Raw genomic sequence first — 14295 nt, 5'->3', positions numbered from 1 at the left:
TCACTTGATGAATTGCTGAGTATTGCTCACTAATCCGGGGTTTTGATAGTGAGCCTTGAGCATGTCGATCAGGATGCGCAGGCCGCTGCCCAGCTGATGCCGACTGGGATAGAAGAGATAGAAGCCGGCAAAGGTGGGGCACCAGGGCTCCAGCACGGTGAGCAGTTTCCCCTCCGCGACCTTCTGGCTTACCTCCTCTTCCAGACAGTAGGCGAGCCCTAGCCCCGCCTCGGCGGCGCCCAGATAGAGGGCCGGGGTGCTGGTGGTGAGCGGCCCGGTCACTTCAATCTCCAGCATGGTGCCGTCGGCGGCAAAGGCCCAGCGATAGTGGTGGTGCGGGGTGAGGCGATAGCCGATGCAGGCGTGGCGGCTCAGCTCGCTCGGGTGCTCGGGCGCGCCGTGCTCCGCCAGATAGGCCGGGGAGCCCACCACCAGATAGCGCTGGGGCGGGCCGAGGGGGATGCCGATCATCTCCTTGGGCAGCAGATCCCCATAAAAGAGTGCGGCATCGTAACCATCTTCAATCAGCCGGGGCATCAGCTCCTGCTCCACTACCTCCACCTGCATCCGCGGATAACGGGCCAGATAGTCGATCAGCACAGGTGCCAGCAGGCTGTCGATGGCGCCGCGGGGGGCGCAGAGCTTGAGTCGCCCTACCGGTTCATCGCTGTTGCGGGCTAGCTCGCAAAGCGCCTCTTCCAGGGTATTGAGGGTGGGGAGCAGCTGCTTGAGCAGCCGCTGGCCCGCTTCGGTCGGCACCACGGCGCGGGTGCTGCGGTTGAGCAGCCGCACCCCCAGACGGGCTTCCAACCCTTTCAGGCTGTGGCTGAGGGCGGAGGCGGAGACCCCGAGTTCGAGGGCGGCCTTGCTGAAACTGCGGTGACGGGCGACGGCGGCAAACACCGCCAGTTCGGCGAGATCGGTACGGGTAATGGTCATCATGAATCAACAAAAAGGCGTGAGTCACAAGGGTACGCCAAGGCCGTGCTGCACACAATCCGCGCTAAACGGGTGGCTTGTTGCAAATATGTAGCTGCTCGCAGGCCATTGATTCCAGTGAAACTAAGTTTAATTGTTAAAAAAAACTCACAATAAGGCGCTTTGAGTGTGATCTTGGTCGTCCGAAAGGCGACCAAAATCAAACTTTGGTTGATTAATTCAAAAAAACGCTGTGATTAATAAGGGCATTTAATTAAAGTCAGCCCATCAAGAGTGGCGCACGTTAATCGGTTGTTAAGTGAGACGGGCGCCGACCCTCAGGGTCAAAATCTCGCACTGTTGTTTGTTGCAATCCTGTTGTCACAAGGAGTGATGGCCAGGTTGCCGGGGGGCGAGAGGTTAATATCAAGGACGGACAGCAGGCGTTCCAGGGAGATGGAACCGGGCCAAGGCCCGACCAAACAAGAATCCCATTTTCCTAGATGACAGGAACAACGTATGTCTGACATGAATATTGCAGCTGATGGTCGTTTAGCCAGCAACACCTCCCGCGGCGTCAACAAGGCCGATGTGGTCTGGATGCTGGGTCTGTACGGTACCGCGATCGGTGCCGGTGTGCTCTTCCTGCCAATCAACGCCGGTGTAGGTGGCCTGTGGCCGCTGGTTGCCATGTTGATCCTGGCGCTGCCGCTGACTTTCTTTGCTCACCGTGGTCTGACCCGCTTCGTGCTGTCCGGCTCTACCCGTGATGGCGACATCACTGAAGTAGTAGAAGAGCACTTCGGCAAGACCGCAGGCAAATTCATCACCCTGCTCTACTTCTTTGCCATCTACCCGATCGTGCTGATGTATTCAGTCGCCATCACCAACACCGTCGAGAGCGTGATTGTTCACCAGCTGGGCATGTCTGCACCTCCCCGTGCCGTTCTGTCACTGGCCCTGATCCTCGGTCTGATGGCGGTTGTTCGTCTGGGCGGCCAGGTTATCGTCAAAGCGATGAGCGTGCTGGTATTCCCGTTCGTGCTCACCCTGATGGGTCTGGCGTTCTACCTGATCCCGCACTGGAACGGTGCCATCATCACTGAAGCCCCGGCCCTGTCCGACGCCTTTAACGGTGACTTCATCAAGACCCTGTGGCTGGCTATCCCGGTAATGGTGTTCTCCTTCAACCACTCCCCGATCATCTCCTCCTTCGCGGTGGACAACAAAGGTCGTTACGGTGAAGGTGCCGAGAAGAAGTGCAGCAACATCCTGCTGGGCGCCCACGTCATGATGGTGATGACCGTTATGTTCTTCGTATTCAGCTGCGTACTGAGCCTCTCCCCGGCTGACCTGGCTGCTGCCAAAGAACAGAACATCTCCATCCTGTCCTACCTGGCCAACCACTTCGATAACCCGGTTATCGGTACTGTGGCTCCGCTGATTGCCATGGTTGCCATCAGCAAATCCTTCCTGGGTCACTACCTGGGTGCGCAAGAAGGCATGAACGGCCTGATGGCCAAGGCGCTGCGCGAGAAGGGCAAGAACGTTGACACCAAGCAACTGAACAAAGTCACTGCCGTGTTCATGATCCTGACCACCTGGGCCATCGCTACCATCAACCCGAGCATCCTCGGCATGATTGAAGACCTGGGCGGCCCGATCATCGCAATGCTGCTGTTCCTGATGCCGATGTACGCCATCACCAAGGTTCCGGCCATGCGCAAATACGCTGGCAACATCAGCAACGGCTTCGTGACCATCATCGGCCTGATCGCCATGTCCGGTATCATCTACAAGCTGATTGCCTGATAACTCCGGTTACCAAGTTGAATGAAGAAGCCGCCTCGCAAGAGGCGGCTTTTTTTATGGCTGTTTGGGGCGGCGAGCGGATGCGGTATCGCTACTTCATCAGCTTCTTCACCTCGTCACTGGCCAGCGCCTTGTTGAATTTGTCCCGCGCCTCTTTCCCCTTAGCGGAGTTGGTAAAGCAGACGTGGAGGGACTTGTCCTCGAGGATCTTGCCGTTGAAGCCGAGGTTGGCAGCAACGTCCTTGAGTTGGGGATCGCTCTCCAGCAGATAGGTCATCACATTCTGGTCGATAACCGCCAGATCGAGCCGACCATTGCCGAGCTTGAGCAGGTTCTGGCTGTCCGAGCTGGTGGCGTCAGCCGAGAGTGCCTTGCTGGCCACTTTTTCGTCGAACTCGGTGGTATTCACATAGCCGGTGACGACACCAATTTTCTTGCCCTTGAGGTCATCAAGGCTCTGCCAGGTGACCGGCTGATCGGCTCGCTGGGCAAAGCCGAGAGGGCCGTTACCTATGGGGTCGGAGAAGAGGCAGCTACTTTTGGGGTCGAGATACTCGGGGAAATAACCCAGTACCTCGGGGTTGTTGGTCGCCTCGTCCACGGCCCGTTGCCAGGGATAGAACTTGATGGTCAGCGGGTCGCCAGCCAGGGCAAAGGCTGCGGTCACCACCTGACTGCTCTTGCCCTGTTCAGGCAGGCTGGCGCTGGTGTAAGGGGGCCATTCAAGGCTGGTCAACACCGCCGCCTGCGCGGCCGTCATGCCGAACAAGGGAAGAGTGGCCAGGGCGAGGTGCTTCCATTTCAGGCTCATAGAGATAACTCCTTGTGGTCAAACACCCCTTAAAGATAGCCCCCGGTGTCGATTGCGGATGCCGACCATGGCTGACCGGCATCCGTGCCTCTATTTGTTGTCGATATTCTCCGACTGCCAGAGGGCATAGCCCTTGCCGGAGGCCGTGGTAGGCAGATCAATCTGCATCAGGTCGTTGCCGATGACAAAGGGGCCCGAGTAGCGGGCGCGCAGATCCTGCGCCAGATCCTTCACCCTGATCTTGCCGTTGAGGCCGATATGGCTGAACACGGTCAGCGCCGGTTTGGCTTCGTTCATTACCCGGGCCGCCTGCTCGGGGGAGGCGAGGTGACCGGCGATCGCCTTGTAGCCGAGGTTGGCCTTCATCTGCTCGGCAGAGGTCATGGAGACGCAGTGCACCAGCAGGTCGGCCCCTTTGGCCTGCTTCACCACTTCGGGGCTGTAGCGGGTATCGCCGGAGAGCACCACGCTGTGGCCGTGGTAGTCGATGCGATAGCCGAATGACGGCTTGATGTTGACCCCGTGGTCGTTGTCAAAGGCGGTTACCTTGACCCCGTCATGGTTGTAGACCACCCCGGCGGTGACCTCGTGGCTGTTGATCTCCACCCCATCCAGCGGCGTTCCCTCATCCTTGACCCGGGTGGCGATGTCGGTGGCGTAGGCCTGCTGCAAGCCACGGGCGAGAGCTGTGGTGCCTTTGGGGCCGTAGAGTTCCATCGGCGCGTGGCGCTGGCCATAGGCTGGTTGCAGCCAGCCGGTCAGCCAGAGATCCGCCAGCCCGTTGGTGTGGTCGGAGTGAAAGTGAGTGAGGAAGAAGGCGTTGACCCGGCCGATGGGGATATGCAGCTGCCACAGGCGAGTGGCGGAGTTGCGGCCAAAATCGAACACCAGCTTCTGGTTACCCGCCTCGACCAGAGTGCTGTAGCCGCCCCGGCTGATCTGGGGCACCGGAGTGCCGGTGCCGAGCAGGCTGACCCGAAAGATATCGGGCTGGGCCTGAGTTGCTGAGGCAGGGGCATGATCGTGGTTGCTGATAAAGCTGCTCTCGGCAGCCTGACTGACACCGGTAGCCAGCAGACCGACCAGTAATGCGGCCAGATAGGTACTTTTCATGGGAATTTATCCTGTGGGGAAGGGACGGCATCACTGTATTGGTAACCAAAAGTTAAATAAATTGGCTAAAATCCATTTCTTACTAAACTTTTGGTTGTGAATCGGGGCTCGGTAGCGGGTCGTGTTACTCAGGAACGAACAAAGGAGCGGTTGTGGACCGATTGACCAGCATGCGTATCTTCACCCGGGTGGTGGATCTCGGCTCCTACAGCGCGGTGGCGAGCGAAGAGGGGATCAGCGCCCAGATGGTGGGCAAGCATGTGCTGGGGCTGGAGCAGTGGCTGGGGGGCAAGCTGTTTCACAAGACCACCCGCCAGCAGACTCTCACCGAACTGGGCCAGCTGTTTTTGGTTCGCTGCCAGCGGGTACTGGAGGAGCTGGCACTGACCGAGTCGCTCACCCAGAATCTGCTGGCCGAGCCGGCCGGACGGCTGCGCATCGCCGCTCCCCTCAGCTTTGGCCACCACCGGCTGATGCCGCTGCTGCCCGTTTTTCTTGACCGCTACCCCAAGCTGGATCTGGATCTGCAGCTCACCCCGCGCTGGGTCGATCTGGTGGAGGAGGGGTTCGATGCCGCCATCCGTACCCTGCGCCCGCAGGATGAGGCACTCATTGCCCGTCCGCTGCTGACCCAGCACTACCGCCTCTGCGCTTCCCCCGACTACCTCAATCGCCACGGCGTGCCCCGTCATCCGGCCGATCTCGTTCGCCACCAGTGTCTGCACGGCAACTGGGGCGAGCATGAGCGCTGGCAGTTTGTCGGTGAGGATGGCCAGAGCGAGGAGGTGCGGGTCGCCTCGCGCCTGCGCATCAATCACTGGCCAGCCTTGTTGACAGCTGCGCTCTCGGGGGCTGGCATCACCTTGCAGCCAGCCGAACAGGTGCGTGAGCATATCGCTGCGGGGCGTCTGCTGCCGCTGCTTGGTCGCTATCAGAGCCCGGCCAAGACCCTCTACTTCATCTATCCGGCGGCGCGGCGGCAGGTGCTCAAGATCACCCTGCTGGGGGATTTTCTGGCCGAATCCCTGCAAGCTGAGCCCGAGCCTGACTAAAAGGCTGCATATTCTCGCCACCGCGCTTAACCATCGTACTTAACAAAGGGGCGGGGGAGGCCTAACATGGCGGGATGTTTTTTTAGTCAGGACAAAAGGATATGTCTGGGTTGAAAAAGGATCTCGGGCTCTGGCAGGGGATGGGGCTGCTCGCCACCTCGCTGCTCGGCACCGGGATCTTCGTGGTACCTGCGACTGCCGCCTCGCTGGCGGGTGAGGCCTCGCTCTGGGCCTGGTTGCTGCTGATAGCGCTGGTGCTGCCCATCGCCTTTACCTTCGCTCGCCTCGGCCGTCTCTATCCCCATGCGGGCGGCGCGCCGCACCTGATTGGCCTCGCCTTTGGCAACGGCGCCGAGCGCTTCTCCGCCTTCCTGTTTCTGGCTGTGCTGCCGGTGGGGCTGCCTGCCGCCCTGATGATTGCCGCCGGCTTCTGGCATGCCCTGTTCGAGATGGGGGAGTGGACCCTCTGGGCCATCCAGCTGCTCACCCTGCTCGGGGTCTTTCTGCTGGGGCTGCGCGGGGCGCGATCTTCCGGCAACCTGCAACTGCTGATTGCGCTCGCCATTCTGGGGCTCACCCTGCTTATCTGGTTCAAGGGGGAGGTGAGCTGGCGCGATGCGGCCCGGCCGCTGCCGAGCGCGGATGAGTGGCCCCCTATGGCTACCGCGCTGGCGGTGATGTTCTGGTGTTTTGTCGGGCTGGAAGCCTTTGCCCATATGGGGGAGGAGTTCAAGCGGCCGGAGCGGGACTACCCCATCGCCCTGCTCGGCGGTGTGCTGCTGGCGGGGCTCATCTACTGGGTACACTCGCTGGTGGTGCTCAAATATGGCCTCTACGGCGATGAGGCGAAAAACGCAACCGCCATCCCCTCCCTGCTGGCGCTGCTGTTCGGCCCCACCGCCAAGTGGCTGGTGGCGGTGCTCGGCTACCTCTCCTGCTTTGCCAGCATCAACATCTACATTCAGGGCTTTGCCCGGCTGATCTGGAGCATGGCGCGGGAAGGCAAGTTGCCCCCTTCGCTGGCCGTGCTCACCGCGCGCGGCGCGCCGCTGCGGGCGCTCGGTCTGGTGCTCGCCATCTGCTTGCTCTGCATCACCCTGATCATCTGGCTGCGACTGCCGCTCGATGAGCTGATCCGCTACGCCAACGGCAATTTCGTGCTGGTCTACCTGCTCTGCATGGCGGCGGGCTGGCGCCTGCTCGGCGGGGTGGGCAAGGGGCTGGCGGGGATAAGCGTGCTGCTCTGCGCTCTGGTGCTGTTAGCGCTCGCCACTCAGGTGCTCTATGCGGTGGTGCTGAGTCTTGGCTACGGCGGCTTCTCGTTGTGGCGGCGTCATCTGCGCCGCAGTCGTCAGCAGGATGCGCTCCCGCTGGCGAAGTAACGTCTCCCCGATGGTCGAAGAAATGAGAAAGCCCTGATGTTCAGGGCTTTTTGATTACGACATATGGGATGTTCATATGAATACTAGTTGGCACGCTATTTGCCGAAAAGTGCGGTGTCGGATCAACTCAACGGCGATTTATAGCCAAAAAAAGTGGGATCCAGCTCCCGTTTTGCTTAAAGTGATCCCTTCCGATCCCGGTGGTCGGAATGCCCGCAAGGATGCCCTTCAGACGTAAACAGGATGGCCTGGCCAGACTGACTCTCAGAGATGTGATTGCTTCGGTTCTCTTTTTATCTGTCACCTGTGGTGATAGCGCCTTGTTCCGTTCAGTCAGCCCGGGTTTTGCGTCTCTCTCATCGTGCATTGTCACCATCTGCAGCGAGTGAATCATGAGCGAATCGGTTTTTGAGATCCATGACTGGACCCTGAGCGTTGACGACAACACGCTCTGCCGTCCCGACCGCGAGGTCTACCTCGAACCCCGGCTGGTCAACCTGTTGCGGTTTCTGGCCCGCAATGCCGGCACCGTGTTTGGCCGCGACGCCCTGATCAACGAGGTGTGGGACGGCGCCGAGGTGACCGATCAGGTCGTGACCCAGTCCATCTTCGAACTGCGCAAGATCCTCAAAGATGGTCGCACCGACGCGACCGACTATATCGTTACCGTGCCCAAGCGTGGTTACAAGCTGGTAGCGCCGGTACGGCCGCAGCAGGAGCTGGTTGCTGCCGAGGAGCATGCGGTCTCCTCTGCCAATTCCCAGCTTAATCCGACCCTCTCCGACCTCAGTCCGCCTGCTGAGGATGAGCCACTCTCCAATGTGGCACCTTTTCCCGCCGGGCCCCTGACCCGCGCCATCTCCAACCATGCCAAGGATGCCCGCAGCCGCTGGAAGATGGTGAGTTTCGATATCTTCGTGGCCGTCATTCTGGTTGCCATCGTCAGCCTGCTCAGTTACCAGCACACGGCGCCGCAGGTGCACTCCATGCTGGATCCCAACCTGCTGGTGTTCCGTTTCCACTCCGGCATGGATGACAACAACGAGAACGTCCGCCTTGCCGACGGCATCACTCGCGCCCTGATGGCCGAGGTGGCGGCGGCGACGCCACTGCGGGTGCAATATGGTGCCACCACTCTGATGGGAGGCATTATGCCTGGCAAGGAGCTGAGCGTGCGGGTATCGCGCCAGCCGCGTGGCACCTACCTCGATCTGGAGTACCGCAATATCAACACCAACCGGGTGCTGTTCAGCCACCAGTACCAGCTCAGCCGCCATAACGTGCATGGCGTGCTGCAGGAGAGCAGTCAGGATCTGCTGCGTGCCCTCGACCAGCCGGATGCCGAGCCGGGGATGGGGTGGCCGACCGATGATGCCTCCCTGATGGCGATGATGGAGGCTCACTACTACACCAACAGCCGGGATCCGGTCGCCCTCAAGCGCGGTATCGAGTTGCTCGAAGAGGCGCTGGCGCTCCAGCCAGATCAACCGCTGCTGCTGGCAGAGCGCTATCTGGCCGGTGAGGTGCTGGCCACCCTGGCGGGGCAATCCGAGAGCGAGCGGCTGCAGGAGGTGGGAACCCATCTCGCCCGCGTGGTGCAAAATGGCGGTGCCCTGCCATCCCGGGTGTGGGAGGCGCTGGCGCTGCAGGCGGTGCTCAACAGCGAGCAGCAGCAGGCGAACTATCTGCTGGAGCAGGCGGCAAAACGCGGCCGCTCGGTGCTCTATTACATACTGCAGGGTAAGCTGGCGGAGCTGGATGGTCGCCCCGAGGCGGCGGGTGATGCCTACAGTCAGGCCTTCCTGATGGAGGCGACCGAGCAGACCTATCTGCTCTGCCAGCAGCTCGGTTTCTACAGCAATATGGAGAGCCTCACTCCGGCCCTGTTCAATGCGCTGGGTCAGAGCAAGGTGAAGCTCTTCTAACATCGCAGTGTTGGTTTTCCCCCGGTCGGTGCGGTTGCCGACCTCATCCACAGGCTGCCTTCGGGCGGCCTGTGCGGTTTCTGCTTGTTTCAATCCTGCTTCTTTGCCACCGGGGATAGTTGCTCTGGTGTGGCCCGATTTATCCCCCCGCAGTTCCCCACTATCTACATCTGCCTTTGTCTTGCCCGCGGCATTCGCTGCACTCGAGTTTGCCCGGCTTTACGCCACGCGCAGCTTGTGACATCTGCTCATGGTTGGCGGCGGGATAAGCTGTCTGTCTCGACCCATTTCTCATTGCTGACCGGTTATCGCCGTTGCGCTTTACCTCTGAGTTTGGATTGTGATGAGCCGAGCGGAGGGTCAAGCAGGAGGTGAGCGGCCACTCAGGGTGATGATCCGAAGGGCTTCCAAATAGCCGCAAGGGCAGGGTGGCGCAATGGGAGCTGCTTTATCCCGGGTTTATCTGGCCAAAAATATCAAGACGGCGAGATAAGGGGGTTATCAAGGGGCAAAAATGGGACGGAAGGATCTCAAGGTTTTATCAAGACGGCTGTGTGATGTGATGTCAATGTACTGTTTTTAAATGGTTTTTATCAAAAGTGACGAGGCGGCGAAAAAAGTTGCCTCATATTTTTATCCGTTAGCTGGTCTTTATGTTTTCCGGGGATGAGAGGCCTAGTCTGTGCCCATTCTTTGGCGGGGCGTTCCGCCAAATGTGTATGTGACGACCCGACCTTTTATAGAACCGGAGATCTTATGTCCCTAGATACGAGCAAGAAGATTGGCCTTATCGCCTGTACAGGTGTGGTGGCCGGCAACATGATGGGGAGTGGCATCGCGCTGCTGCCTTCGGCACTGGCCACCATCGGCTCCATCTCTGTCTTTAGCTGGGCAATCTGTCTGGTAGGCGCCATGGGCCTCGCCTTCGTCTTCGCCCGCCTGGCTACCAAGAACCCGCAAGAGGGTGGCCCCATTGCTTACGCTGGCGAGATCTCTCCGGTGTTCGGTTTCCAGACCGGTGTGCTTTATTACCACGCCAACTGGATCGGTAACCTGGCCATCGCCATTACCGGCGTCTCCTACCTCTCGGTCTTCTTCCCCATTCTCAACAGCCCAATTCCGGCCGCTGCAGCCACCATCGCTGCCGTCTGGATCTTCACCTTCGTCAACCTGCTTGGCGGTAGCTGGGTGAGCCGACTCTGTACTCTGGGTCTGGTGCTGATCCTGCTGCCGGTTGTCGGTACAGCGGTGATGGGTTGGGGTCATTTTGATGCCACCGTCTACAGCCAGAACTGGAATACCACCAGCGGCAGCGACCTGCATGCGGTCATCAGCGCCGTGCTGATCTGCCTCTGGTCCTTCGTGGGTGTTGAATCTGCCGCCGTCTCTTCCGGCATGGTGAAGAACCCCAAGCGTACCGTACCGCTCGCTACCATGCTGGGTACAGGTATCGCGGGTGTTATCTACATCCTCTCTACCCAGGTGATCAGCGGCATGTTCCCGGCCGGTGAAGTGGCTGCCTCCGGCGCCCCGTTTGCCATGGCCTCTTCCGCCATCTTCGGTAGCTGGTCTGCACCATTCGTCTCTGCCTTCACCGCCCTGGCCTGCTTCACCTCGCTGGGCTCCTGGATGATGCTGGTGGGCGAGGCGGGCAAGCGTGCCGCCAACGACGGCAACTTCCCGAAAATCTATGGCGAAGTGGACAAGAACGGCGTAGCCAAGAAGGGTCTGATCCTGGGCTCCCTCAAGATGACTGCCCTGATGGTTGGCCTGACCGCCTTTACTTCCCAGTCCGCTCACGCTGCCGATCTCTTCAACGTGCTGACCACAGATGCGGTGCTGCTGACCATGCTGCCCTACTTCTACTCCAGCATTAACCTGATCCGCTTCGAGGGCATGACCTCCCGCAGCATCGGCGCCATGATCTTCTCCGGTGTGGCCTGTGTCTTCTGTCTGGTAGCCCTGATGGGTGCCAAGGGTTCCAACCTCACCGCTACCTTCGTGGTGTCGCTCATCATCCTGATGTTCTACGCCAAAAAACAGGGTCTGCGTCAGCACGACGCCCTGCTCAACGAACAACCCAGCAACTAATTCCCCCCTTTTATCTTCCGAGCGCTCTTCACTCACCATCCCTGATGGAGAGCGCCCCTTTACGTGTGGAGCATTACGATGAATATCATTGCCATCCTCAACCACCTGGGCGTTTTCTTTAAAGAAGAACCCATTCGCCAGCTGCAAGCCTCCCTCGAGCGCAAGGGTTTCGAGGTCGTCTATCCGGTCGATGTGGCCGACCTGCTGAAGCTGATCGAGAAGAACCCCCGCGTCTGCGGCGCCATCTTCGACTGGGACAAATACTCCCTGGGCCTGTGCAAGGAGATCCACGATCGCAACGAGAAGCTGCCGATCTTCGCCTTCGCCAACGACCAGTCCACTCTGGACATTCACCTGACCGACCTGCGTCTGAACGTCCACTTCTTCGAGTACCGTCTCGGCATGGCCGATGACATCGCCCTCAAGATGGGTCAGGCCACTCAGGAGTATCAGGACGCCATCCTGCCGCCGTTCACCAAGGCGCTGTTCAAGTACGTGGAAGAGGGTAAATACACCTTCTGTACTCCGGGTCACATGGGCGGTACCGCCTTCCAGATGAGCCCGGCCGGCAGCATCTTCTATGACTTCTATGGCCCGAACGCGTTCAAGGCTGACGTCTCCATCTCCATGCCGGAGCTGGGCTCCCTGCTGGATCACTCAGGTCCGCACAAGGAAGCCGAAGAGTACATCGCCCGTACCTTCAACGCCGATCGCTCCTATATCGTCACCAACGGCACCTCCACTGCCAACAAGATCGTCGGCATGTTCTCCGCGCCGGCAGGCAGCACAGTGCTGGTTGACCGCAACTGCCACAAGTCGCTCACTCATCTGATGATGATGAACGACGTGACCCCGATCTACTTCCGTCCGACCCGCAACGCCTACGGCATTCTGGGTGGTATCCCGCAGAGCGAGTTCAGCCGCGACACCATCGCTGCCAAGGTTGCCGCAACACCGGGTGCCCAGGCTCCCCGTTACGCCGTCGTCACCAACTCCACCTATGATGGCCTGCTTTACAACACCGGCTTCATCAAGGAGGCGCTGGATACCCCTTACATCCACTTCGACAGTGCCTGGGTGCCTTACACCAACTTCAGCCCGATCTATGAAGGCAAGTGCGGCATGAGCGGTGAAGCGATGCCGGGCAAGGTGTTCTACGAAACCCAGTCCACCCACAAGCTGCTGGCGGCCTTCTCCCAGGCCTCGATGATCCACATCAAGGGTGACGTGGAGGAAGAGACCTTCAACGAAGCCTTCATGATGCACACCTCCACCTCGCCGCAGTACGGCATCGTGGCATCGACCGAGATCTCCGCTGCCATGATGCGTGGCAACACCGGCAAGCGTCTGATCAAGGACTCCATCGATCGCGCTATCTCCTTCCGCAAAGAGATCAAGCGTCTGCGTGATCAGAGTGAAGGCTGGTTCTTCGACGTATGGCAGCCGGACAACATCGACACCGTCGAGTGCTGGAAGCTGGATCCGAAAGATGACTGGCACGGCTTCAAGGACATCGATGACAACCACATGTACCTGGATCCGATCAAGGTTACCCTGCTGACCCCGGGTATGGGTCGTGATGGTAAGCTGCTGGAGAAGGGCATCCCTGCCTCTCTGGTCTCCAAGTTCCTGGACGAGCGCGGCATCGTGGTCGAGAAGACCGGCCCTTACAACATGCTGTTCCTCTTCTCCATCGGTATCGATCAGTCCAAGGCGATGCAGTTGCTGCGTGCCCTGACCGAGTTCAAGCGTGGCTACGATCTGAACCTGACCATCAAGAGCATCCTGCCGAGCCTCTATCGTGAAGACCCGAGCTTCTACGAAGGGATGCGCATTCAGGAGCTGGCCCAGAGCATCCATGATCTGACCTGCAAATATCGTCTGCCGGAGCTGATGTTCAAGGCGTTCGACGTGCTGCCGGAGATGAAGATGACCCCGCATGCTGCATGGCAGCAAGAGCTGGCGGGCAATCTGGAAGAGGTGCCGTTGCGTGACATGGTTGACCGCATCAGCGCCAACATGATCCTGCCGTACCCGCCGGGAGTTCCGTTGGTACTGCCGGGCGAGATGGTGACCCAGGATTCTCTGCCGGTGCTCGAGTTCCTCGAGATGCTGTGCGAGATCGGTGCCCACTACCCGGGCTTCGAGACCGACATCCACGGCCTCTATCGTCAGGCCGATGGCAGCTACACCGTCAAGGTGCTGCGTTAATCGACAGTGACAACAGTCGAAAGTGACAACAACGGGCCGCAAGGCCCGTTTTTCCCTCCGGAATTCCTGTTCTTATTGCGTGAGTCGCCAACCATGAAGCGAGTGCTCTCCATTCAATCCCACGTAGTCTTTGGCTGTGCCGGCAACAGCGCCGCCGTTTTTCCCATGCGTCGCCTCGGGATCGAGGTGTGGCCGATGAACACGGTGCAGTTCTCCAACCACACCCAATACAGCGAAGGCTGGCAGGGGATGGTGATGCCCGGCGGCCATATCCGTCAGCTGGTGAACGGGCTGGCGGAGATCGGCGTGCTGGCCCAGTGCGATGCGCTGCTGAGTGGCTACCTCGGCTCGGCCGAACAGGGGGAGGAGATCCTGGCTGCAGTGGCCAGGCTCAAGGCGCTCAATCCGGCCGCCCTCTATTTTTGTGACCCCGTGATGGGTCACCCCGACAAGGGGTGCATAGTGGCACCCGGCGTCGCCGATTTTCTGAAAAACCGGGCACTAGCCTGCGCCGATATGCTGGCCCCCAATCTGCTGGAGCTGGAACAGCTCACCGGCCGCGATATCCGCAATGTGCCGGAGGCCATCGAAGCGTGCCAGCAGCTGCGCGCGCAAGGGGTCAAGCTGGTGATGGTCAAGCATCTGGGCAAGGCCGGCTTTGCCATGGACCGCTTCGAGATGCTGCTGGTGTGCGAGGAGGGGGCGTTTCATCTATCCCGCCCGCTCTACCCTTTTGCTCGCCACCCCATCGGGGTGGGGGATCTGCTAAGCGCCACCATGCTGGCCAATCTGCTGGCCGGTTGTACCCCGGTAGCTGCGTTCGAACTTACCAACGCCAGCGTGGATGCCGTACTGTCCCGGACCTGGCTGGCGGGAGCCTACGAGCTGCAACTGGTGGCGGCCCAGCACGAGATGGCGCTGCCGCAGGTCTCCATCCGGGCGACCCGCCTCTAGGCTATTTGCGTCAACAGCAGAAACAA

At 59.9% G+C, this 14295-nt stretch carries 10 protein-coding genes; 7 read left to right on the top strand and 3 right to left on the bottom strand.

All coding sequences use genetic code 11. From position 1 onward, the window contains the following. Positions 1-939 (bottom strand): LysR family transcriptional regulator, encoded by a 939-nt coding sequence (locus tag AB5Y83_RS04895; RefSeq protein WP_058057374.1) that lies wholly within the window; start codon positions 937-939, stop codon positions 1-3. A gap of 498 nt (positions 940-1437) precedes the next feature. Here AB5Y83_RS04895 and AB5Y83_RS04890 point away from each other — a divergent pair, with 498 nt between their 5' ends. Further along, positions 1438-2730, top strand: coding sequence for an HAAAP family serine/threonine permease (locus AB5Y83_RS04890; protein ID WP_005338498.1), 1293 nt, complete (start codon positions 1438-1440; stop codon positions 2728-2730). A 91-nt stretch (positions 2731-2821) separates the two neighbouring features. On the opposite strand, the gene AB5Y83_RS04885 is transcribed toward AB5Y83_RS04890, so the two are convergent. Both AB5Y83_RS04885 and AB5Y83_RS04880 read right to left on the bottom strand, forming a co-directional pair. Next, positions 2822-3541, bottom strand: coding sequence for an ABC transporter substrate-binding protein (locus AB5Y83_RS04885; protein ID WP_021229181.1), 720 nt, complete (start codon positions 3539-3541; stop codon positions 2822-2824). 90 nt (positions 3542-3631) lie between these two features. Then, positions 3632-4654: an MBL fold metallo-hydrolase gene (locus AB5Y83_RS04880; protein WP_368174793.1), complete on the bottom strand. Its 1023-nt coding sequence runs from the start codon at positions 4652-4654 to the stop codon at positions 3632-3634. 152 nt (positions 4655-4806) lie between these two features. On the opposite strand from AB5Y83_RS04880, the gene AB5Y83_RS04875 reads away from it, so the two are divergent. The 6 genes from AB5Y83_RS04875 to pdxY all read left to right on the top strand — a co-directional run bounded on the left by AB5Y83_RS04875 (position 4807) and on the right by pdxY (position 14269). Next, positions 4807-5706, top strand: coding sequence for a LysR family transcriptional regulator (locus AB5Y83_RS04875; RefSeq protein ID WP_368174792.1), 900 nt, complete (start codon positions 4807-4809; stop codon positions 5704-5706). Positions 5707-5807: 101 nt separating this feature from the next. Further along, positions 5808-7088, top strand: a complete 1281-nt coding sequence (gene yjeH, locus AB5Y83_RS04870; RefSeq protein ID WP_270816831.1) for an L-methionine/branched-chain amino acid transporter — start codon at positions 5808-5810, stop codon at positions 7086-7088. 392 nt (positions 7089-7480) lie between these two features. Next, a complete protein-coding gene (gene cadC / locus AB5Y83_RS04865) occupies positions 7481-9013 on the top strand; it encodes a lysine decarboxylation/transport transcriptional activator CadC (RefSeq protein ID WP_368174791.1) in 1533 nt (510 codons plus the stop codon). A gap of 756 nt (positions 9014-9769) precedes the next feature. Beyond that, on the top strand, positions 9770-11104 hold the full coding sequence (gene cadB, locus AB5Y83_RS04860; RefSeq protein ID WP_005347861.1) for a cadaverine/lysine antiporter: 1335 nt from the start codon (positions 9770-9772) through the stop codon (positions 11102-11104). Between the two features lie 78 nt (positions 11105-11182). Next, on the top strand, positions 11183-13315 hold the full coding sequence (locus AB5Y83_RS04855) for a lysine decarboxylase CadA (RefSeq protein ID WP_368174790.1): 2133 nt from the start codon (positions 11183-11185) through the stop codon (positions 13313-13315). A 93-nt stretch (positions 13316-13408) separates the two neighbouring features. Continuing rightward, on the top strand, positions 13409-14269 hold the full coding sequence (gene pdxY / locus AB5Y83_RS04850; RefSeq protein ID WP_201973007.1) for a pyridoxal kinase PdxY: 861 nt from the start codon (positions 13409-13411) through the stop codon (positions 14267-14269). Positions 14270-14295 lie beyond the last annotated feature (26 nt).

Origin of the sequence: Aeromonas sp. R5-4 (assembly GCF_040908215.1) — a bacterium.
Taxonomy (GTDB): Bacteria; Pseudomonadota; Gammaproteobacteria; order Enterobacterales; family Aeromonadaceae; genus Aeromonas; species Aeromonas veronii.
This window is presented reverse-complemented; position numbering and strand designations above follow the sequence as displayed.